General features: G+C 59.1%; 19 protein-coding genes. 10 read left to right on the forward strand and 9 right to left on the reverse strand.

Translation table 11 applies throughout. From position 1 onward, the window contains the following. Nucleotides 1-62: 62 nt before the first annotated feature. Nucleotides 63-1067 carry an ornithine carbamoyltransferase gene (argF, locus tag GVK32_RS08805; protein WP_041143787.1) on the forward strand — a complete coding sequence of 335 codons (1005 nt, stop codon included), beginning with the start codon at nucleotides 63-65 and terminating at the stop codon, nucleotides 1065-1067. Nucleotides 1068-1167: 100 nt separating this feature from the next. On the opposite strand, the gene GVK32_RS08810 is transcribed toward argF, so the two are convergent. After that, on the reverse strand, nucleotides 1168-1620 hold the full coding sequence (locus GVK32_RS08810; RefSeq protein WP_159867438.1) for a YhcH/YjgK/YiaL family protein: 453 nt from the start codon (nucleotides 1618-1620) through the stop codon (nucleotides 1168-1170). Between the two features lie 195 nt (nucleotides 1621-1815). Between GVK32_RS08810 and GVK32_RS08815 the strand changes: the two genes are divergently transcribed. From GVK32_RS08815 to ridA, 5 genes are all read left to right on the forward strand, one after another. Continuing rightward, a complete protein-coding gene (locus GVK32_RS08815; protein ID WP_080773194.1) occupies nucleotides 1816-1920 on the forward strand; it encodes a pyrBI operon leader peptide in 105 nt (34 codons plus the stop codon). After that, on the forward strand, nucleotides 1895-1954 hold the full coding sequence (locus GVK32_RS29435; protein ID WP_112150686.1) for a pyrBI operon leader peptide: 60 nt from the start codon (nucleotides 1895-1897) through the stop codon (nucleotides 1952-1954). The genes GVK32_RS08815 and GVK32_RS29435 overlap by 26 nt, the downstream gene beginning before the upstream one ends. A 2-nt stretch (nucleotides 1955-1956) precedes the next feature. Continuing rightward, complete coding sequence (gene pyrB / locus GVK32_RS08825; protein WP_159867441.1) at nucleotides 1957-2892, forward strand: aspartate carbamoyltransferase; 936 nt, start codon at nucleotides 1957-1959, stop codon at nucleotides 2890-2892. A 12-nt stretch (nucleotides 2893-2904) separates the two neighbouring features. Further along, a complete protein-coding gene (pyrI, locus tag GVK32_RS08830) occupies nucleotides 2905-3366 on the forward strand; it encodes an aspartate carbamoyltransferase regulatory subunit (RefSeq protein WP_159867444.1) in 462 nt (153 codons plus the stop codon). Nucleotides 3367-3543: 177 nt separating this feature from the next. Further along, nucleotides 3544-3930 carry a 2-iminobutanoate/2-iminopropanoate deaminase gene (gene ridA / locus GVK32_RS08835; RefSeq protein WP_159867447.1) on the forward strand — a complete coding sequence of 129 codons (387 nt, stop codon included), beginning with the start codon at nucleotides 3544-3546 and terminating at the stop codon, nucleotides 3928-3930. A 194-nt stretch (nucleotides 3931-4124) separates the two neighbouring features. On the opposite strand, the gene GVK32_RS08840 is transcribed toward ridA, so the two are convergent. Beyond that, nucleotides 4125-5042 (reverse strand): LysR substrate-binding domain-containing protein, encoded by a 918-nt coding sequence (locus GVK32_RS08840; RefSeq protein ID WP_159867450.1) that lies wholly within the window; start codon nucleotides 5040-5042, stop codon nucleotides 4125-4127. A gap of 95 nt (nucleotides 5043-5137) precedes the next feature. Here GVK32_RS08840 and GVK32_RS08845 point away from each other — a divergent pair, with 95 nt between their 5' ends. Continuing rightward, nucleotides 5138-5998 (forward strand): aldo/keto reductase family oxidoreductase, encoded by an 861-nt coding sequence (locus tag GVK32_RS08845; protein ID WP_159867453.1) that lies wholly within the window; start codon nucleotides 5138-5140, stop codon nucleotides 5996-5998. Nucleotides 5999-6068: 70 nt separating this feature from the next. Here the strand turns inward: GVK32_RS08845 and GVK32_RS08850 are convergent, their stop codons facing one another. From GVK32_RS08850 to GVK32_RS08875, 7 genes are all read right to left on the reverse strand, one after another. Then, on the reverse strand, nucleotides 6069-8462 hold the full coding sequence (locus GVK32_RS08850) for a beta-N-acetylhexosaminidase (RefSeq protein WP_159867456.1): 2394 nt from the start codon (nucleotides 8460-8462) through the stop codon (nucleotides 6069-6071). Nucleotides 8463-8621: 159 nt separating this feature from the next. Continuing rightward, on the reverse strand, nucleotides 8622-11330 hold the full coding sequence (gene mgtA, locus GVK32_RS08855; RefSeq protein ID WP_159867459.1) for a magnesium-translocating P-type ATPase: 2709 nt from the start codon (nucleotides 11328-11330) through the stop codon (nucleotides 8622-8624). 143 nt (nucleotides 11331-11473) lie between these two features. Continuing rightward, nucleotides 11474-11527, reverse strand: a complete 54-nt coding sequence (gene mgtL, locus GVK32_RS29505; protein ID WP_227697828.1) for a mgtA regulatory leader peptide MgtL — start codon at nucleotides 11525-11527, stop codon at nucleotides 11474-11476. A gap of 139 nt (nucleotides 11528-11666) precedes the next feature. After that, nucleotides 11667-12419, reverse strand: a complete 753-nt coding sequence (locus tag GVK32_RS08860; protein ID WP_133601054.1) for an IclR family transcriptional regulator — start codon at nucleotides 12417-12419, stop codon at nucleotides 11667-11669. Continuing rightward, nucleotides 12416-13753: an MFS transporter gene (locus GVK32_RS08865; protein ID WP_159867462.1), complete on the reverse strand. Its 1338-nt coding sequence runs from the start codon at nucleotides 13751-13753 to the stop codon at nucleotides 12416-12418. Before GVK32_RS08865 ends, GVK32_RS08860 begins: the two co-directional genes overlap by 4 nt. 90 nt (nucleotides 13754-13843) lie before the next feature. After that, a complete protein-coding gene (locus tag GVK32_RS08870) occupies nucleotides 13844-14536 on the reverse strand; it encodes an RraA family protein (protein ID WP_159867465.1) in 693 nt (230 codons plus the stop codon). A 17-nt stretch (nucleotides 14537-14553) separates the two neighbouring features. Beyond that, nucleotides 14554-16272 carry an IlvD/Edd family dehydratase gene (locus tag GVK32_RS08875; RefSeq protein WP_159867468.1) on the reverse strand — a complete coding sequence of 573 codons (1719 nt, stop codon included), beginning with the start codon at nucleotides 16270-16272 and terminating at the stop codon, nucleotides 14554-14556. A 445-nt stretch (nucleotides 16273-16717) separates the two neighbouring features. On the opposite strand from GVK32_RS08875, the gene treR reads away from it, so the two are divergent. The 3 genes from treR (at nucleotide 16718) to treC (ending at nucleotide 20924) form a co-directional block, all read left to right on the forward strand. Further along, nucleotides 16718-17665 (forward strand): trehalose operon repressor TreR, encoded by a 948-nt coding sequence (treR, locus tag GVK32_RS08880; protein WP_159867471.1) that lies wholly within the window; start codon nucleotides 16718-16720, stop codon nucleotides 17663-17665. Between the two features lie 129 nt (nucleotides 17666-17794). Next, nucleotides 17795-19213 carry a PTS trehalose transporter subunit IIBC gene (gene treB / locus GVK32_RS08885; RefSeq protein ID WP_041143774.1) on the forward strand — a complete coding sequence of 473 codons (1419 nt, stop codon included), beginning with the start codon at nucleotides 17795-17797 and terminating at the stop codon, nucleotides 19211-19213. A gap of 55 nt (nucleotides 19214-19268) precedes the next feature. After that, on the forward strand, nucleotides 19269-20924 hold the full coding sequence (gene treC / locus GVK32_RS08890) for an alpha,alpha-phosphotrehalase (RefSeq protein ID WP_159867474.1): 1656 nt from the start codon (nucleotides 19269-19271) through the stop codon (nucleotides 20922-20924). The last annotated feature ends 60 nt before the right edge of the window (nucleotides 20925-20984 follow it).

Below are 20984 nucleotides of genomic sequence, written 5' to 3' on the forward strand. Positions count from 1 at the left end.
AATATTCATACATATAAAGTGAATTTTAATTCAATAAGTGGCTTAAGCCATGCGAGGGAACCATGTCGACGTTTTATCAGAAGCATTTTTTGAAGTTACTTGATTTTACACCTGCAGAAATCACCGCCCTGCTCAAGCTGGCGACCAGACTCAAAACCGATAAAAAAAACAGCATTGAAATCCAGCATCTCGCCGGCAAAAACATCGCGCTCATCTTCGAAAAAGACTCTACCCGCACACGATGCTCTTTCGAAGTTGCCGCATTCGATCAGGGCGCGCGCGTGACCTACCTCGGGCCAAGCGGCAGCCAGATCGGCCATAAAGAGTCCATTAAAGATACCGCTCGCGTGTTGGGCCGGATGTATGACGGTATTCAGTACCGCGGCCACGGCCAGGAAGTGGTTGAAACCCTCGCCCAATACGCCGGCGTACCGGTGTGGAACGGCCTGACCAACGAATTTCACCCTACCCAGCTGCTGGCGGATCTGCTGACCATGCAGGAACACCTGCCGGGGAAAGCGTTCAACGAAATGACCCTTGCCTACGCCGGCGACGCGCGTAATAACATGGGCAATTCGATGCTGGAAGCGGCGGCCCTTACCGGGCTGGATCTGCGCCTCGTCGCGCCGGCGGCCTGCTGGCCGGAAGAGAGCCTGGTGGCCGAGTGCAAAGCGCTGGCGCAAAAGCACGGCGGCAACATCACCCTGACCGAAGATATCGCCGCCGGCGTGAAGGGCGCGGACTTTATCTATACCGACGTTTGGGTATCGATGGGCGAAGCCAAAGAGAAGTGGGCCGAGCGTATCGCCCAGCTGCGTGACTATCAGGTGAACAGCAGCATGATGGCGCTGACCGGCAACCCGCAGGTGAAGTTCCTCCACTGCCTGCCGGCGTTCCACGACGATCAAACCGCGCTTGGCCAGCAGATGGCCGCCGAGTTTGGCCTGCATGGCGGGATGGAAGTCACCGACGAGGTGTTTGAATCCGCGGCGAGCATCGTCTTCGATCAGGCCGAAAACCGCATGCATACCATCAAGGCGGTGATGGTCGCGACCCTGAGTAAATAACCCGGCGGGGACTTCCCGGAGGCGGCACGTGTGCCTTATTCGGGCCACCGCACCGCCCCCTTTCCCCGGCAAGTACTGCGCAGCCGGGGAGTAATGGCTCTTAGCCCATCAGCATCTTTACCACCGCTTTGCGCACTTTGGCGGGCGAGCCCACCGCGCACAGCGGCTTATGCACCTCTCCTGGATAAAACACCACAAAATCTCCCGCGCGGAGGATCATGGTTTTCTCCTCCTCGCCGGCGGCGAGGAATGCGATGTCTTTATCCGCCAGCCAGTCGATATCCGGCGTCCCGGCGGGCCGGGTGCTGAAGGTCATCCCCTCCTCGCCCTGCAGCACAATCTGGATATCCAGGTAGCGCGCGTGATACTCGGCACGGCGCTCGCTGAGCGCTTCGGTGGTATCCTGCGAAATCAGATAAAACAGGTTGTTGCCGTCAATATCGTGCTTGCCGAGCGGCGTATGCTCGGTGACGTGAGCCTTAACGTATTCGATAGCGTGACGCAGCGGCTCCGGTAGCCAGACCTGCAGATGGTGAATGTTGCCGACGATCATAATAACCCTCAAATATAAAACAGCTTTTCATTTACGTTTTTTTATACGCCCCTTACGACTGCCATACCACCACTTTTTAACGCTTTTTTGCGCTGGCGCAGCGATATCGAAGCAAACGTTTACCTGTTTGTGGACTAATCGCTTGATCCGAAATTTGAGCTGCGTATAATGCCGGTCGATTTGCCGGGAGGAAGCATGGTCTATTGCGTACGACATTCTGTCTTACCGCGTCTGAAAACAGGCGCTGGCGTAGCGTTTTTCTTTCCGTTGCTCAATGAATTCTCGAAGCCCCTTATTTAAGGGGCTTTTTTTTTGCCCAGGCGTCAGGAGATAAACATGGCTAACCCGCTATATCAAAAACATATCATTTCCATAAACGATCTCAGCCGCGAAGACCTTGAACTGGTCCTGGCGACCGCTGCAAAGCTGAAAGCGCACCCGCAGCCGGAACTGCTGAAGCACAAGGTTATCGCCAGCTGTTTTTTTGAAGCCTCTACCCGCACCCGTCTGTCGTTCGAAACCTCGATGCACCGCCTCGGTGCCAGCGTGGTAGGCTTCTCCGACAGCAGCAATACCTCGCTGGGCAAAAAGGGCGAAACCCTCGCCGACACCATTTCGGTCATCAGCACCTACGTTGACGCCATCGTGATGCGCCATCCGCAGGAAGGCGCCTCGCGCCTGGCAACCGAATTCTCCGGCGGCATTCCGGTGCTCAACGCCGGCGACGGCGCCAACCAGCACCCGACGCAAACCCTGCTGGATCTGTTCACCATCCAGGAAACCCAGGGCCGCCTGGAAAACCTCAACGTGGCGATGGTCGGCGACCTCAAGTACGGCCGCACAGTGCACTCCCTGACCCAGGCGCTGGCGAAATTTAACGGCAACCACTTCTACTTTATCGCTCCTGACGCGCTGGCCATGCCGCAGTACATCCTCGATATGCTCGATGAAAAAGGGATTGCCTGGAGCGTCCATAGCGCCATTGATGAAGTCATGGAGGAGGTCGATATTCTCTATATGACCCGCGTCCAGAAAGAGCGCCTCGACCCGTCGGAATATGCCAACGTGAAGGCGCAGTTTGTGCTGCGCGCCGCCGATCTTGAAGGCGCCCGCGACAATATGAAAGTGCTGCACCCGCTGCCGCGCATTGACGAAATCACCACCGATGTTGATACAACGCCGCACGCCTGGTACTTCCAGCAGGCCGGCAACGGCATCTTCGCACGCCAGGCGTTACTGGCGCTGGTACTGAATAGCGAGCTGGCTCTGTAAGGGGAAACGACCATGACACACGATAATAAACTGCAGGTAGAAGCCATTAAGCGTGGCACCGTCATCGACCACATCCCCGCGCATGTGGGCTTTAAGCTGCTGACGCTGTTCAAGCTGACCGAAACCGACCAGCGCATCACCATCGGCCTGAACCTGCCGTCAGGCGAAATGGGCCGCAAGGATCTGATTAAAATCGAGAACACCTTCCTGACCGACGAGCAGGTCAACCAGCTGGCGCTGTACGCCCCGCAGGCGACGGTGAACCGTATCGACGATTACGAAGTGGTCGGCAAGTCGCGCCCCAATCTGCCGGAGCGGATTAACAGCGTGCTGGTGTGCCCGAACAGCAACTGTATCAGCCACGCCGAGCCCGTTTCCTCCAGCTTTGCGGTGAAAAAACGTGAAAATGACATCGCGCTGAAGTGCAAATATTGTGAAAAAGAGTTTTCACATAATGTGGTTCTGGCCAACTAATTGAGGTTGGTATTGGCAACCCGGCTCCCTATAATGGCCGGGTCCTTAACGCGCTATCCTTCAAGCTGCTTCCTTGTCGGCGGCGTGAGCGCCCACGGCGACTCGCCTCCTGCCGCGTCGATGCAACCCGAAGGATTTCGCGTCACTTCTTAATTAAGCTGTTATTCAGGAGAACTCATGTCTAAAACTATCGCGACGGAAAATGCACCCGCAGCTATCGGCCCGTACGTTCAGGGTGTTGATCTGGGTAGCATGATCATCACTTCCGGCCAGATCCCGATTGATCCTAAAACGGGCAGCGTATCGGAAGATGTTGCCGCTCAGGCGCGCCAGTCTCTGGACAACGTAAAGGCTATCGTTGAAGCAGCAGGCCTGAAAGTGGGCGATATCGTTAAAACCACCGTATTCGTTAAAGACCTGAACGATTTCGCCACCGTGAATGCCGCGTATGAAGCGTTTTTCACCGAGCATGATGCGACCTTCCCGGCACGCTCCTGCGTCGAAGTTGCGCGTCTGCCGAAAGACGTGAAGATTGAGATTGAAGCGATCGCGATTCGTCGCTGATTGTTCAGCCCTCTCCGCCACGGAGAGGGTTATCTACCGGCCGCGGGTTGAGCAGCCGTCACCCGCCGCCGAAAAGCCCTTCAGACTGCGATTACCCCGTTACGGAGCGCATCCAACCCGATATCCTAAACCTGCGCTCATCCCACAGATTATGTACAGCAGCAACGCTTAAGGGACGCCAGGGATAGCTTTGGCTATTCATCTCGCGGCAACGCGTTCCGCTCACGCACAAAATCAATAAACGCCTGCAGGGGCACGGGGATCAGCCGACGATCGTGGTAGTAAAGATAGGGCCCGGAGAACGATAGCCACCACGGCTGTAATATTGGCTCGAGCTGGCCGCTGGCGAAGGCGGGCTGCAGCCACTCTTCAAACAGGTAGATAACGCCGGTACCGGCAATCGCGGAGTCAACCGCCAGGTCGACTGCGCTACCGACGCTCACCACCAGCGGGCCATTCACCTGAACGCTGTAGCTTTCCCCCTCGCGCTCAAACTCCCACGCCGGCATGACGCCCGTGGCGTAGCGGCCGCGTATACATTGATGGTGCATCAGGTCGCGCGGATGCGTAGGTCTGCCGTGCTGACCTAAATACGCCGGTGCGGCGGCTACGGCAAAACGCTGGCGTCGCGGCCCGATAGGCAGAGCAATCACATCCTGCTCGAGCCGCTCATCATAGCGAATTCCGGCATCGCAGCCGTCGCGAAACACATCCTGGACGTTACTTTCAGCGACGATCTCCAGCTGGATATTGGGGTAACGGCGGATGAACTCCGGCACCAGCGAGGGTAATACCAGCCGCGCGGCGCTGACCGGCACGTTCAGCCGCAGCGTGCCGCCGGGAGTATTACGATAGCGATTGAGAGAATCCAGCGCGGCGTCCACTTCGTTCATCGCCGGAAGCAGACGCTCAATCAGCGCCCTGCCGGCTTCGGTCAACACCACGGTGCGCGTGGTGCGATGAAACAGCCTGATGCCAAGCTGCTCTTCCGCACGACGCACGGCATCGCTTAGCCGCGACGCGCTGCTGCCGGTGATCCGCGCCGCCTCACGAAATCCGCCGGCCTTCGCCACTTCGACCACCGCATGCAGCAACCCCATATCCATCGACACTGTGCGCCACCTCGTACAGGTTGTCCTCATTTAGCCGGATAGTTGCACAGCACATTCACCGATACAATCGAAACACACTTACCCAGGAGAGCAACATGGCAAAACCCACGATGACTTACCGCCTCGGCGACCGCGAAGTTAACCGTTTAGGCTATGGCGCAATGCAGCTGGCAGGTCCGGGCGTTTTTGGCCCGGTTCAAGATGAGGCCCGGGCAATTCAGGTCCTTCGCGATGCCGTCGCCTCCGGCGTTAACCACATTGATACCAGCGATTTTTACGGTCCGCATGTGACCAACAGGCTGATTAAAAAGGCGCTGCATCCCTATTCCGACGACCTGTGCATCGTCACTAAGGTCGGCGCTCGTCGGGATGAAAAGGGTGGCTGGATCCCGGCCTTCAGCCCGCAGGAGCTGACCCGCGCGGTAGAAGAGAACTTACAAAATCTGGGGCTGGACGCCCTACAGGTGGTGAATCTGCGCAGCATGCACGACGTCCATACGCCGAAGGAAGGCCCGCTGGAAAAGGAGCTGGAAACGCTGGTTCAGTTGAAAGAGCGCGGATTAATCCGCCATATTGGCCTGAGTAACGTGACCGCCAAACAGATCGCCGATGCGCAAAAGATGACGCCGATCGTCTGCGTTCAGAACATGTACAACCTTGCCAACCGGCAGGACGACGGGCTGGTCGATAGCCTGGCCGCCCAGGGGATCGCCTACGTGCCGTTCTTCCCGCTCGGCGGGTTCTCGCCGCTGCAGTCCTCGCGGCTCGATGAGGTCGCCCGCGAATTACAGGCTACGCCCATGCAGGTCGCCCTCGCCTGGCTGCTCAAGCGCTCGGTCAATATTCTGCCGATCCCCGGCACGTCGTCGCCGCAGCATCTGCAGGAGAACCTGGCAAGCGCGCAAATAGTATTGTCGGATGAGGTGATGGAAAAGCTAAACGGGATCGTTAGCTAAGCAGCAGGCTTCAGCGGGAAAGCGTCTCTGCCACAGTGCCGGCCCTAAGGCCGGCACTGCCATATCTCCCCTACTCGACCTTCGTCGCCCGCAGCAGCTTCTCCAGCGGATAGACCGCTGCAATCACCAGCTCATCCTGCGTTTTCGCCGCCTCATCCAGCTGCGCCTGCACCGACGCATACTCCTTATCATCCAGCGTGCCCTGGCGAGCCACCAGGTCCGTCAGGCGCAGGCCCAGCGTCGCCAGCTTATCAACCTGCTGCACCACCGGGCCGATCGCCGCCAGCTGATAGCTGCTTTCCGTTAACGCCAGCGCATCGGCGGTATTATTTTGCCAGCGGGTAAAGACGTGACGCAGCGCGTCCGCGCTTTCGTTATCTTCCGCATCGCTAATCAGCCTTTCGGCCCAGCGGTCAAGGCTGCGCACGGTGTCGCTCTCCGGCGGCAGCGCGTCGGCCAGGCGGTTCAGCGGCTCAAACTGATGATAGTTATTGGCCTGGAATTTCAGATGCTGGCGCGTGTAATAGTGCGCCGGCTCGATGGCCTGGGCGAGAATCTGCAGCGCCAGGGTGCTGCCGCCGTTTGCCAGCCGGGTGAACTGCACCAGCTGCTGACCGTGCTGCTGCAGGCCGACCGAGACCGTTGACCAGCCGTCCATGGCCTGCAGGCGCTGGTACATATTGTCGCTGTCTTTGACATCCTGCGCCGACCACAGCCGCTCGGCGACCGCGAAGGCCCGCGGCCACAGCTTGATATCCAGCACCGGCGCCGCCACGTTTTCCGCCCACAGCGCCGCTTCGCCACCGAGCAGGTTCTTCTGTTGTTCGGCATCGGGAACCACCGGAGGGATCCCCTCCGGCACATCGTCCAGCCGCTGCCCGCTCACCGGATAGCGGACGTTGCCCAACAGGAAGTAGCCGCCAAGCTTATCGTCATTAACGGTGAGCACCGGCCGGGTTTCCCCCATCCAGGTATCGACGCTGAAGGTTATCTGGCTATCGTTCAACCACGCGATATCCTGCACCGCCCGACGTGATTTTCCTTTAAAATCAATAAACCCGCGCCATCCGCTCTCGCCTTTTATCAGCGTGAAGCTGCCTTCCACCGCGCTCCCCTTCAGCCGCGGCATCACAAAGCTCCAGCTTTGGGCGCTGTCGTTATCGGTAATGATGTCGACCCCGTTCAGGCCCTGCGGCACGACTTCATTGCGGTAGTGATAGGCGGTGTACTGCGGCTGATCGAGATAAAATCCGGTAGAGAGGATCCCGCGGTAGCCGTGCTTCGCCACCTCCCCCAGCGCGTCCTGCCCCTGCCACGACTGGATCAAAATGCTTTTCGGCAGATCGGGATGATAGATTTCGTCCCAGCCCACCATTTGGCGATGGTATTTTTCGAGGATCGTCTCCAGCCGGCGGTTGAAATACGCCTGCAGCGCGTGGCTGTCCGCCAGCCCCTTGCCGCGCATAAACTTCTGGATTGCCGGATTCGCCTGCCACTGGCTGTCGTCAACCTCATCCCCGCCAATATGCAGGTAGGGATCGGGGAAGATCGCCGCCAGTTCGCCGATCATCGCCTCGACAAAGGCGTAAGTGGCCTCTTTGGTCGGGTCGAGCACCGGCTTAAGCACGCCCCAGTGGCGCTCCATTTGATAGGGTCCCGGCGCGCTCATCAGCTCTGGATAGGCCACCGCAATGGCCGAGGCGTGCCCGGGCATGTCGATTTCCGGCACCACGCGGATGCCGCGTTCCGTCGCGTAGCGCACGATCTCTTTCATCTGCGCCTGGGTGTAGAACAGCCCGTCGCTGGCCTGCTGCTGCAGCTTCGGATAGCGCGTGGAGGCAAAGCGCCAGCCCTGATCGTCGGTCAGGTGCCAGTGGAAAACGTTGAGCTTGGCGGCCGCCATGCCGTCAATTTGCCGCTTGATGGCCTCCAGCGGCATAAAGTGGCGCGCGGAGTCGAGCAGCAGCCCGCGCCACGGGAAACGCGGCGCATCGTCGATCGTAACGTAAGGAATGGCGGTATTCTCCGCGCCGTTCTGGATCAGCTGGAGCAGCGTTTCCATCCCGCGCAGCGCGCCGAAGCGGGTATTCGCCCTGAGGGTAACGCCCTCGGCGCTCACCTTCAGCTGGTAGCTTTCATCGCTGTCCGGGCGCGGAATGGCCGGGACCTTTTTGGCAATCACCACGTTAATCGTCGGCGCTTTCACCGGCGCCAGCTGCGGCTGCAGCGTCCAGCCGGTCTGGCGGGCGATGCGCTCGCGCCAGCGGCCGGCGGCATCCCCCAAATCGTCGCCGGTGACGTTTAGCGTCAGCTGATTATTCAGCACCAGCTCGCCCTGCGCCTGCGGACGCTCGACGTGAGCCGGCCAGGGCATAAGCGGCAGATCGCCCGCCGCGGCGGCGCAGGCCAGGCCGCTGAGAATTAATCCGCTGGTAAGCAGTCCATAGCGCAGGGTGTTAAGCATGAGTTTTCCTTTTGATGACGGGCCAAAAAAAAGCAAAACATTTGGTTAACATGCGCCAAAAAGAGCGTCAAGGAAATGAGATGACGCGCTTCACAACTTGATGAGGTTTAAGATAAATGCCCTCTCCCCTGAACGGGAGAGGGGCGGAGGAAGCCAGGACTACTGCCAGCCGTAGCGGCGGCTGTAGAAGCCTTTGACCATCTGGGTCAGCGTCATGTAGCCCGCCAGAATCGCAATCAGCCACGGGAAGTAGCTCAGCGGCAGCGCCTGCAGCTGCAGATAGCCCGCCAGCGGCGAGAACGGCAGCGCGATGCCGACCACCATCACCACCAGGGTCATGGCGAACAGCGGCCACGCGGCGCGGCTCTGGACGAACGGAATGCGTCGGGTACGAATCATATGCACAATCAGCGTTTGCGACAGCAGTCCTTCAATAAACCAGCCCGACTGGAACAGCGTCTGCGCTTCCGGCACGTTGGCATGGAACACCCACCACATCAGGCAGAAGGTGAGGATATCGAAGATTGAGCTAATCGGGCCGAAGAAGACCATAAAGCGCCCCAGCTCGGCCGGGTTCCAGCGCTGCGGTTTGCGGATTTGCTCATCGTCAACGTTATCAAACGGGATCGCCACCTGGGATACATCGTACAGCAGGTTCTGAATCAGCAAGTGCAGCGGCAGCATCGGCAGGAACGGCAGAAATGCGCTCGCTACCAGCACGCTGAAGACGTTGCCGAAGTTCGAGCTGGCGGTCATTTTGATGTACTTGAGCATGTTGGCAAAAGTGCGGCGCCCTTCGATAACCCCCTCTTCCAGCACCATCAGGCTCTTTTCCAGCAGGATGATATCCGCCGCCTCGCGGGCGATATCCACCGCCCCGTCGACGGAAATCCCAATATCCGCCGCGCGCAGCGCCGGGGCGTCGTTAATCCCGTCGCCCATAAAGCCCACCACGTGCCCCTCGCGTTTGAGCAGCGTCACGATGCGCTCTTTATGCAGCGGCGCCAGGCGCGCAAACAGAGTGGTGCGTTTCGCCAGCGCCGCCAGCTCATCATCGCTGAGCGCTTCAATCTGGCTGCCGACAACCACCTCACCCGCGTCCAGCCCCACCTCATGGCATACCTTCGCCGCCACCAGCTCGCTATCGCCGGTAAGGATTTTGACGGTAATGCCGCTGGCCTTCAGCGCTTTCAGCGCCGGGGCGGTGGTCTCTTTCGGCGGATCGAGAAAGGCGATATAGCCTTCGAGGATCAGGTCCGACTCGTCGGCCCGCTGATAGTCCCCTTCCCGTGCCGGCAGATAGCGGGTGGCCACCGCCACCACGCGCAGCCCCTGACGGTTCAGCGTGTCGGTTACCCGGCGAATACGGCGCAGCATGGTCTCGTCCAGCGGCACGATATCGCCGTTGTAGCGGACCTGGGTCGAGACGTTGAGGATCTCCTGCAGCGCGCCTTTGCAGATAAGCTGGTGGACACCCTCCTGCTCGCTCACCACCACCGACATCCGGCGGCGCTCAAAGTCGAAGGGGATCTCGTCCACTTTCTGCCAGCGCTCGGCAAGCTGGCGGGCGGCATCCAGCTCCACGCCCTCCAGCACCGCGGTATCGAGCAGATTTTTCAGCCCGGTCTGGTAGTGGCTGTTAAGCCAGGCGGCGTTCAGCACCCGCTCGCTCACCTTACCAGAAACGTCGGTATGGTTTTCCAGCACGATTTTATCCTGGGTCAGGGTGCCGGTTTTATCGGTACACAGGATATCCATCGCGCCAAAGTTCTGGATGGCGTCGAGATGTTTGACGATAACCTTCTGTTTCGACAGCTTGACCGCCCCGCGTGCCAGGGTCGAGGTGACGATCATCGGCAGCATTTCCGGCGTCAGGCCAACCGCCACCGATAGGGCGAAAAGCGCCGCTTCCCACCAATCGGCTTTGGTAAAGCCGTTGATCAGCAGCACCACCGGCGCCATCACCAGCATAAAGCGGATCAGCAGCATACTGACGCGGTTGATGCCCTTCTGGAAGGCGTTAGGTTCGCTCTCCTGCTCGCTCACCCGCCCGGCCAGCTGGCCGAACCAGGTGCCGCCGCCGGTGGCGAAAACGATCGCCTGCGCCGTGCCGCTCACCACGTTGGTGCCCATAAAGCACAGGGTATCGCACTCAAGCGGGTTGCTCTGCAGCGGGTTGCGGCTGCGGGCCACTTTTTCCACCGGCAGCGATTCGCCGGTCAGCGACGCCTGGGCGACAAAAAGATCGCGGGCCTGGAGAATGCGCAGGTCCGCCGGGATCATATCTCCCGCCGAGAGCTTAACGATATCCCCCGGCACCAGCCGGTCGATAGGCAGCTCGCACCAGCGGCTTTCGCCCTGTTCGTTGACCACCCGCAGCACCGTGGCGGTGTTGCTGACCATCGCCTTCAGCGCATCCGCCGCCCTGGTGGAGCGGGCTTCCTGAATAAAGTTGAGCAGCGTGGAGATCCCGACCATCAGCGCAATCACGCCCGCGGCAAACAGATCCTCCGTAGAGTAGGAGACGATGCCCAGCACGGTCAGCAGCAGGTTGAAGGGGTTACGATAGCAGGTCCACAGATGCACCCACCACGGCGAAGGCTTCTGGGCGGGGATTTGGTTGTCGCCGTGCGCCGCAACTTTCTGCGCCACTTCGGCGGCGTTGAGCCCTTCCGGGTGGCTGTCGAAGGCGCGCCAGAGTTCGTTTTCATCCATGGCCGCCACGTTCAGGCAGCGTTTGCCCAGCGAGTCAGGGATCGGCGCGCTGGCCAGATTGCGGGCATCGGGGAGCGGATCGCGCTGCACCAGACGGTGTGGCAGGTGGCGGCTAAGCTGCGCAAACAGCTGCCGGGTAAAATTTTTCAGCATAAACAGTCCCTCCGCGCTCGCAGGACGAACGCAGCAAAAGCGACGGGCACGGTAAAACCATACCTGTCAGGCATTATTTTTTATGGCAGGGACATCAAGGACGTCACTGCTTTACGCTTCCGGTAAAGCAGTGCTAAGCAGGCTTACCGGAAAGGGGGGTAACTCCATCGAGGATGAGGAGTGGGATCGGGGTCCATAAAATCTCCGGTAAGTGAGTAAAAACGGCACGGATTATACCGCGGCCAGCGATCTATTTGTGGCAACTATGGCTATGGTAACCCCGCGTAACTAAACCAAACGTATACGCGCAGCCGTTCAGACCGGTTTATCACGCGTTCAGCATCGCGAACGCATTAGCGCCGCAAGCGCATCCCCCAGCGCCGTCGCCATTTCGCCCAGGGCCTGCTTTGTCTCTTCATAGTCTCCCGGTAGCCGATCGAACCACGGGCAGGTAATCACCGCGTGGGCGTAGCTATCCGGTCCGAAAACGGGCCATGAGGCCGACGTCAGCCCAATAATGCGATCGTGGGGGATTTCGGCAAAGCCCTGGGATTTTATGCGCGCAAGCTGCTCGGCCATCTCCCCGCGTAACGCCGTATCCAGCGCGTGATGGCGGATCAAACGCCAGCTATCCTGGTCGCTGGCGAAGGCCAAAAGCACCAGCGACGAGCTTGAGCGGATGGTATGCAGCAGCGACCCTTCTCTGGCGCTAATCGCCGGGGTGAAGTCCGGGTGACGATGGGCGATAACTACCACCCGATCGTCCCGCAGTCCGGCCAGGTGGCACGGCTGATTGGTACGCCAGGTGAAGTCTTTCATCAGCTGCTGGCAGCGTTCCGACTGCGCCAGCTGCTCGATATAGCGGTACTGGCCGGTGAGGGGGAGTTTATCGGTCAAATGATAATAGCGTCGGGCATCCTGCCTGAGGTACCCCTCCTCTTCCAGGCACTGAATAATCCGGAATAGCTGGTTAAAGGAAAGGCTGAGCGCCAGGCTAATCTCCCCCATCGTCATGGGGACCCCCGACGCCGACAAATATTCCAGTACGCGTAAACCCCGGCTTAGCGCCGGGGCTCGATAATCGGTCATAACGCTCCTTTCTGTGGCGAATCGGTATGGGGCAGCGGATCCTGGTCATCGCTGCGCCGGTGCAGATAGCGAATCGTCAATAGCGTCACCACGCAGCCGATGGCCATACACCCGCCCAAATAGTACATCGGGGCGCTGACGCTTCCCGTCAGATCGCGTACCGCCGGAACGGTATTCTGAGCAAAGAAGCCGCCGAGGTTAGCCAGCGAGTTTATCGCCGCTAATCCGGCCGCTGCCGCCGAGCCGCCTAAAAACCGCGTCAGGGTCCAGAAGCAGGGCTGAATTGAGAATATAGCCATAATAACCAGGGTTATGCATAAAAAACTTAGCCAGGGCGTGGCGATAAACAACGCGCTGCCGGCAAGGAAAAGCGCGGCCACCAGCATCGGCAGGGCAATATTTTTCACCGGATCGGAGGTCCGCGCCGGATTGCGTGTCATCCACCAGAGCAGCAGCATCGCCATCAGCCAGGGGATCATGTTGATCAGCCCGTTGGTCATATCGGATACGCCAAACCCTTTCACAATAGTTGGCATCCAGTAGCTCAGACCGTAGGCGCCAAAGGAAATAAAGCCCAGCACCAGCGCCAGCAGCAGCACCCGCACGTCTTTCAACGTTTTCAGCACGCCGTTCACCTGACGATCCCGGTCCCGGCTCTGCTCCTGCTGCAGCATCGCCCCAAGCCAGGCCTTTTCCTCCGCGCTCAGAAAGCGGGCTTTTTCCGGCGTATCGGGCAGCCAAAAAAGGACCGGAATAATAAACAGCAGCGCCGGCAGGCCGGTACCAATGAAGATCCACTGCCAGCCCTCAAGATTCAATATGCCATGAATGCTTAACAGCGCGCCGTTAAGCGGCGCCCCGATCAGGTTCGCCGCGAGGCTAGCCATAATCAGATAGCCCACCACCCGAGGACGGTATGACAAAGGAAACCAGCGGGTCATGTAATAAAGCAGGCCGGGATAGAGGCCCGCCTCGGCGGCGCCGAGGCAAAAGCGTAAAACGTAAAACATGCTGGCGCTGGTGGTAAAAGCCATTAAAACCGTAATGGCGCCCCACGTCAGCATAATCCTCGCAAACCACAGGCGGGCGCCCACTTTATGCAGTATGATATTGCCCGGAACTTCAAATAATAAATAGCCGATAAAGAATAACGATGCGCCAAGGCCGTAGGCGGTTTCACTCAGCGACAGGCTTTCCGCCATATGGAGCTTGGCAAAACCGATATTCTGCCGATCGATATAGGCAATCACGTAGAGCATCACCATGATCGGTATTATTTTGGCGGAAATTTTATTTATCGTCGTCTTTTCCATGCGACCGTCTGCAGAATACATAATTGCATCCTTAATTTAGTTCATCAAATAATTATGGTGCGATATAAACCTGTTAAAAGAATAAAGTCGTGAGGCGCCCTGAAATAACGCTTACATAATACCGAACTTATCAAAGGCCTCGACGGTACTCATGCCTTTTCTCAGCGCGTGCAGCACTTCATTTTCACCTTTGGCCTTTTCAAACGCCCCGTGGAAGGCTTCATCCACCGCCTGCGCAGGGATAATCAGCACGCCGTCGCGGTCGCCAAAAATCACGTCGCCAGGCGCAACCCGCACGCCGTCCAGTTCGATAGGCACGCGCCAGTCAACCACCTTGCCGCGCGGTCCCTGATCCTGCGCGTAGCTGCCGAAGGAGGCCACCGGGAAACCGAGGTCCAAAATTTCATTGCTGTCACGATGGTAGCCATGAATGACGGCTCCGGCCGCCCCGCACTGCATGGCGCGGGTCGACATTAACCCGCCCCATTGCGCATAGCGTAGCGACCCGCCCGCACAAATATAAACTTCGTTCTTTTGCAGATCGTCCAGCGCGTGAAACATTAAGCCGAACGGCTTTTCGCTGAGTGAATTATGGCCCGGAGCGCTTTGCTGGAAATAATCTGCCTCGAGTACCGGCATCGCCCGGCCAATAATAACCATATTGGCATCAATCGGTTTTAACTGCGGCGATAAAAACTGATGGAGTAATCCCATTGAATCCAGAATATCCCCCACTAATGCAACAAAGAGCTTTTCTTTTGCTAATGCAAATAACGTTTCATCATCTGACCAGGCGTGGCTCATAATATTTCCTCTGTGTATTATTCAGGATGGGGTTCACGTTTAATTTCACTACCTGACTTACCCGATAAAAAGTTCAGGTCGGCACCGGTGTGCGCCTGCAGCACCGTCTGGATATAAAGGCTGGCGTAGCCGCGGGGATAATCAGGATATTCCTGCGGTCGGTTTTCTTTACGCCTACTCAGTTCGCTATCGCTGACGTGCAGCGTCAGCCGGCGCTCGCGGCAGTTCAGCTCAATCATGTCGCCGTTTTCCACCACCGCCAGGGTTCCACCGATGGTCGATTCCGGGCTGACGTGCAGGACAATCGTGCCAAATGCAGTGCCCGACATGCGCCCGTCCGAGATGCGCACCATATCGCGCACGCCCTGCTGCAGGATCTTCAGCGGCAGGCCAAAGTTGCCGACTTCCGGCATGCCCGGATAGCCCTTTGGCCCCACGCCCTTCAGCACCAGAATATCGTCGGGCCGCACGTCCAGATCCGGGTCATTGATGCGTCGGTTATAATCTTCGATGTTCTCGAAAACGACCGCTCGCGCGGTATGGTTGAGCAGCGCCGGCGTCGCGGCCGAAGGCTTTATCACCGCGCCGTCGGCGCAAAGGTTGCCCTTCAACACAATCGTTCCGGCGTCATCCAGCAGCGCATTGTGCCGCTGCGCAATGACGCGCTCGTTTAAAATCGCCGCCTCGCGGTAGTTTTCCTCCAGGGTTTTGCCGTTGCACTGCAGCACCTGGCTATGCAGCTTGTCGGTAAGCTGGCCGATCACCGCCGGAACGCCGCCCGCGTAGTAGAAATCCTCCATCAGAAACTCCCCCGACGGTTTCAGGTTTGCCAGCAGGGGAACGTTCTGGCTAAAGCGGTCAAAATCCTCCAGCGTCAGCGGCACCTCGATCCGCCCGGCAAGCGCCAGAAGATGCAGGATAAAGTTGGTGGAGCCACCGATGGCCGCATTGACGACGATGGCGTTCTGGAAAGCCTCGCGGGTCAGGATCTGCGACATACACAGATCCTCTTTCACCATCTCGACAATACGCCGGCCGGACAGCCGGGAGACCCGACGACGCGCGGCGTCAACGGCGGGAATGGCGGCCGAACCCGGCAGCGACATGCCTAGCGCCTCGACCATGCAGGAGAGCGTGGACGCGGTGCCCATCGTATTGCAGGCGCCGGGGCTGCGCGACATGGCGTTTTCCACCTCGTCAAACTCGGCCTGGCTCATCAGGCCCGCACGCAGGTCCTCGCTAAATTTCCACAAGTCGGTGCCGGAACCGATATCCGCCCCGCGATATTTGCCGTTGAGCATCGGTCCGCCGCTCACTACCAGCGTCGGTAAATCCACGCTGGCCGCCCCCATCAGGCAGGATGGCGTCGTTTTGTCGCAGTTGGTGAGCAGCACCACGCCGTCAATGGGATTCGCGCGAATCGACTCTTCAACATCCATGCTGGCAAGGTTGCGGAACAGCATGGTCGTCGGCTTCATTAGCGCTTCCCCGAGCGACATCACCGGAAACTCAAAAGCCACCCCGCCGGCTTCGAGAACGCCCATTTTGACCTGCTCGGCAAGATCGCGTAGATGCGCGTTGCAGGGGGTTAATTCAGACCAGGTATTACAAATCCCGATAACCGGGCGACCATCAAAAATATCATTGGGCAGCCCCTGATTTTTTAACCAGCTTCTGGCAATAAACCCTGATTTATCCTTGCGTCCAAACCACGTCTGGCTACGATATTTTTTCATTACGTTGCGCCCATTTTCCAGAAAAGGTGAGAGTTAGCGGCAGTGTAATTGATGTGGCGATCCCGTCAATTAGCCGCAAGATGCCGGCAAAATCCTCCGTTTGTGAGTGAGTAAATAGAATCTTCGCTCCCGCTCGCCCCATGCTTTTACAGGTAAAAGTCAAAAAGACCCTGCGGTTATTGATGGCAAAAATATTATTTAATATCAGCGCAATATAGTTAGGTTGCTTTTTGCGGGTTTCATATATAAAAGTTAAATTCCCGCAAAGAAATCGCGAAAATGTGATCTGTATCGGAATAGCTGCCGCGGCCTGGCACAGCGGCTGCCCCGACAGGAGGCACAAAGGGCAGCGGATCAGCTACCGGACGTAAACCAGACTTTGCTCATTGCGGTCTGGTTGAGTAGCATTAGGCTCAATTTAATCGGACCATCGCGAGAATCCTGCATGCAAAACCGGCTGACCATCAAAGATATCGCGCGCTTAAGCGGCGTCGGGAAATCGACGGTATCGCGCGTGCTCAACAATGAAAGCGGCGTCAACGAGCGCACCCGCGAGCGGGTGGAAGCGGTTATGCAGCAGCACGGCTTCTCGCCCTCCCGCTCCGCGCGCGCCATGCGCGGTCAGAGCGATAAGGTGGTGGCGATTATCGTCACCCGTCTGGACTCGCTGTCGGAAAACCTCGCCGTGCAGACCATGCTGCCCGCTTTTTACGAGCAGGGTTACGATCCGATTATGATGGAGAGCCAGTTCTCCCCGGCGCTGGTCGGCGAACATCTCAGGATCCTCGCCCGCCGCCATGTCGACGGCGTGGTGCTGTTTGGCTTTACCGGCATTACCGAAGAGATGCTCACACCGTGGCGCGAAACCCTGGTGCTGCTGGCCCGCGACGCGCCGGGCTTCGCCTCGGTCTGCTACGACGACGACGGGGCGGTGAGGATGCTGATGCAGCGCCTCTACGATCGCGGCCATCGCCATATCAGCTTCCTCGGGGTGCCGCACAGCGACGTCACCACCGGCCAGCGCCGCCATCAGGCCTACCTCGATTTCTGCCAGCAGCACCGGCTCACGCCCACCGCCGCGCTGCCGGGCCTCGCCATGAAGCAGGGTTATGAAAACGTCGCCAGCGTTCTCGGCGCCGACACCAGCGCCCTGCTGTGCGCCACCGATACCCTCGCCCTTGGCGCCAGCAAGTACTTGCAGGAGCAGCGCATCGACAGCCTGCAGATCGCCAGCGTCGGCAGCACGCCGCTGATGAAGTTCCTGCACCCGGAAATTCTCACCGTCGATCCGGGCTACGCCGAGGCCGGACGCCAGGCGGCACGGCAGCTGATCGAACAGATCGCTGGCAACGCTAACCCTCGTCAAATCGTCATTCCCGCGGCGCTGATTTAATCTCGTCGGCAGGATTTATGTGATCGTGGCTGCGTTTCGGGAACGTTCCCATTTTGCAAACGAAGCGGAGCGGTTAGGATTCGTCTCAGTTCATTACGCAATCTCTTCCCTCTGTTTTGAGGCCTCACAATGAGTAAAGTAAATCAGCAGGACATCGATAAATTAATCGAACTGGTGGGCGGGCGCGACAACATCGCCACCGTCAGCCACTGTATTACCCGTCTGCGCTTTGTACTGAATAACCCGGCCATCGCCAGGCCGAAAGATATTGAACAGCTGCGCATGGTAAAGGGCTGCTTTACCAACGCCGGGCAGTTCCAGGTGGTGATCGGCACGGACGTGGACGACTACTACAAGGCGCTGCTGGCCACCACCGGCCAGGCCTCGGCGGATAAAGAGCAGGCCAAACAGGCCGCGCGGCAGAACATGAAGTGGCACGAGCAGCTGATCTCGCACTTTGCCGAGATCTTCTTCCCGCTGCTGCCGGCGCTGATCAGCGGCGGCCTGATCCTCGGCTTTCGCAACGTAATCGGCGATCTGCCGATGAGCAACGGCCAGACGCTGGCGCAAATGCACCCGTCGCTGAAAACGATCTATGACTTCCTGTGGCTGATTGGCGAAGCCATCTTCTTCTACCTGCCGGTCGGCATCTGCTGGTCAGCGGTGAAGAAAATGGGCGGCACGCCGATCCTCGGCATCGTGCTGGGCGTTACGCTGGTTTCTCCCCAGTTGATGAACGCCTATATGCTCGGCCAGCAGGTACCGGAAGTATGGAACTTCGGCCTGTTTACCATCGCTAAAGTGGGCTATCAGGCGCAGGTGATCCCGGCCCTGCTGGCGGGCCTGGCGCTGGGCTTTATCGAAACGCGCATGAAGCGCATCGTGCCTGACTACCTCTACCTGGTCATCGTCCCTGTGTGCTCCCTGATCCTGGCGGTGTTCCTTGCTCATGCCTTTATCGGCCCGTTTGGCCGCATGATCGGCGACGGCGTGGCCTTCGCGGTACGCCATCTGATGACCGGTAGCTTCGCGCCGATTGGCGCCGCGCTGTTCGGCTTCCTGTATGCGCCGCTGGTGATTACCGGCGTCCATCAGACCACCCTGGCTATCGATATGCAGATGATTCAGAGCATGGGCGGTACGCCGGTGTGGCCGCTGATTGCGCTGTCCAACATCGCCCAGGCCTCGGCGGTAGTCGGCATTATTATCGCCAGCCGCAAGCAGAATGAGCGTGAAATCTCCGTCCCGGCGGCGATCTCCGCCTACCTTGGCGTCACCGAGCCGGCGATGTACGGCATCAACCTGAAGTACCGCTTCCCGATGCTCTGCGCGATGGTCGGCTCCGGCCTCGCCGGGCTGCTGTGCGGCCTGAACGGCGTGATGGCGAACGGGATCGGCGTCGGCGGCCTGCCGGGCATCCTCTCCATCCAGCCGACCTACTGGCAGGTTTACGGCCTGGCAATGGCTATCGCCGTCGTCGTGCCGATTGTTCTCACGACCTTCGTGTACCAGCGCAAATTCCGCCAGGGCACCTTGCAGATTGTCTGATTTTATCTTCCTTCCGGGGCGCAAACGCGCCCCCTCGTTGTCGCAGGAAAGCACTATGAATACCCTTCCCCTCTGGTGGCAAAACGGCGTTATTTACCAAATCTATCCGAAGAGTTTCCAGGATACGACCGGCAGCGGTACCGGCGATCTGCGTGGGGTCACCGCGCGGCTCGACTACCTGCACAAGCTCGGCGTGGACGCCATCTGGCTGACTCCGTTCTACGTCTCTCCGCAGGTGGATAACGGCTACGATGTGGCGAACTACACCGCCATCGATCCAACCTACGGCACGCTGGATGATTTTGACGAGCTGGTGGCCGAGGCGAAAGCGCGCGGCATCCGCATCGTGCTGGATATGGTGCTTAACCACACCTCAACCGCCCACACCTGGTTCCGCGAGTCGTTAAAGAGAGAGAGCCCGTACCGCCAGTTTTATATCTGGCGCGACGGCGAGCCCACCACCCCGCCGAATAACTGGCGCTCAAAATTCGGCGGCAACGCCTGGCAGTGGCACGCCGAAAGCGGCCAGTACTATCTGCACCTGTTCGCCGCCGAGCAGGCGGACCTCAACTGGGAAAACCCGGCCGTGCGCGCGGAGCTAAAAAAGGTCTGCGAATTCTGGGCCGACCGCGGCGTTGACGGCCTGCGCCTCGACGTCATCAACCTGATCTCGAAAGAGCAGACCTTCCCGTCCGACGCCGAGGGCGACGGCCGCCGCTTCTATACCGACGGCCCGCGCGTGCACGAATTCCTGCAGGAGATGAGCCGCGACGTCTTCACCCCGCGCAATCTGATGACGGTCGGGGAGATGTCCTCCACCACCCTGGAGCACTGCCAGCAGTACGCGGCGCAGGAGGGCCAGGAGCTGTCGATGACCTTTAACTTCCACCACCTGAAGGTGGATTATCCCGGCGGCGAAAAATGGAGCCTCGCGCGTCCTGACTACGTGGCGCTGAAGGCGCTGTTCAGCCACTGGCAGCAGGGGATGCACAACCGCGCGTGGAACGCGCTGTTCTGGTGTAACCACGATCAGCCGCGCATCGTTTCGCGCTTCGGTGACGAGGGCGAATACCGGGTTCCGGCGGCCAAAATGCTGGCGATAGTGCTGCACGGGATGCAGGGCACCCCCTATATCTACCAGGGGGAAGAGATTGGCATGACCAATCCGCACTTCTCGCGAATCAGCGACTATCGCGACGTCGAAAGCCACAACATGTTTATTGAGCGTGCCGCCCAGGGGCAGGCGCCCGACGAGCTGCTGGCGATTCTGGCCAGCAAATCCCGCGACAACAGCCGGACGCCGATGCAGTGGAGCGGCCGCGAGAACGGCGGCTTCAGCGAAGGCGAGCCGTGGATTGCATTGTGCGATAACTATCGCCACATCAACGCCGAGTCGGCGCTGGCCGCTCCTGATTCGGTGTTTTATGCCTATCAGCAGCTGATCGCGCTGCGCAAAAACACGCCGGTGCTGACCTGGGGCGACTATCTCGATCTTTGCCCGGAGCATCCGTCTCTGTGGTGCTATCGCCGTCAGTGGCAGGGGCAAACGCTGGTGGTGGTGGCTAACCTGAGCCGTGAATTCCAGAACTGGCAGCCGGATGAGATCAAGGGCGACTGGCGGGTATTGATGAGCAACTACGCGGAAGCGGCGAATCGCCCGGCGGCCATGACCCTGCGTCCGTTTGAAGCCGTGTGGTGGCTGCAGGAGTAAGGCGACGCCGCGGCTGGCGCAGCGCTTGAGCGGGCTACGTTAGGGTAGCCCGGACTGGCG

Source organism: Klebsiella sp. 18074, assembly GCF_902705905.1.
Taxonomy (GTDB): Bacteria; Pseudomonadota; Gammaproteobacteria; order Enterobacterales; family Enterobacteriaceae; genus Klebsiella; species Klebsiella terrigena.

Excerpts from the sequence above, each read along its gene's own strand:
- argF (WP_041143787.1), top strand. The coding sequence starts at position 63 with ATGTCGACGTTTTATCAGAAGCATTTTTTGAAGTTACTTGATTTTACA.
- GVK32_RS08810 (WP_159867438.1), bottom strand. The coding sequence starts at position 1,620 with ATGATCGTCGGCAACATTCACCATCTGCAGGTCTGGCTACCGGAGCCG.
- GVK32_RS08815 (WP_080773194.1), top strand. The coding sequence starts at position 1,816 with ATGGTCTATTGCGTACGACATTCTGTCTTACCGCGTCTGAAAACAGGC.
- pyrB (WP_159867441.1), top strand. The coding sequence starts at position 1,957 with ATGGCTAACCCGCTATATCAAAAACATATCATTTCCATAAACGATCTC.
- pyrI (WP_159867444.1), top strand. The coding sequence starts at position 2,905 with ATGACACACGATAATAAACTGCAGGTAGAAGCCATTAAGCGTGGCACC.
- ridA (WP_159867447.1), top strand. The coding sequence starts at position 3,544 with ATGTCTAAAACTATCGCGACGGAAAATGCACCCGCAGCTATCGGCCCG.
- GVK32_RS08845 (WP_159867453.1), top strand. The coding sequence starts at position 5,138 with ATGGCAAAACCCACGATGACTTACCGCCTCGGCGACCGCGAAGTTAAC.
- GVK32_RS08850 (WP_159867456.1), bottom strand. The coding sequence starts at position 8,462 with ATGCTTAACACCCTGCGCTATGGACTGCTTACCAGCGGATTAATTCTC.
- mgtA (WP_159867459.1), bottom strand. The coding sequence starts at position 11,330 with ATGCTGAAAAATTTTACCCGGCAGCTGTTTGCGCAGCTTAGCCGCCAC.
- GVK32_RS08860 (WP_133601054.1), bottom strand. The coding sequence starts at position 12,419 with ATGACCGATTATCGAGCCCCGGCGCTAAGCCGGGGTTTACGCGTACTG.
- GVK32_RS08865 (WP_159867462.1), bottom strand. The coding sequence starts at position 13,753 with ATGTATTCTGCAGACGGTCGCATGGAAAAGACGACGATAAATAAAATT.
- GVK32_RS08870 (WP_159867465.1), bottom strand. The coding sequence starts at position 14,536 with ATGAGCCACGCCTGGTCAGATGATGAAACGTTATTTGCATTAGCAAAA.
- GVK32_RS08875 (WP_159867468.1), bottom strand. The coding sequence starts at position 16,272 with ATGAAAAAATATCGTAGCCAGACGTGGTTTGGACGCAAGGATAAATCA.
- treR (WP_159867471.1), top strand. The coding sequence starts at position 16,718 with ATGCAAAACCGGCTGACCATCAAAGATATCGCGCGCTTAAGCGGCGTC.
- treB (WP_041143774.1), top strand. The coding sequence starts at position 17,795 with ATGAGTAAAGTAAATCAGCAGGACATCGATAAATTAATCGAACTGGTG.
- treC (WP_159867474.1), top strand. The coding sequence starts at position 19,269 with ATGAATACCCTTCCCCTCTGGTGGCAAAACGGCGTTATTTACCAAATC.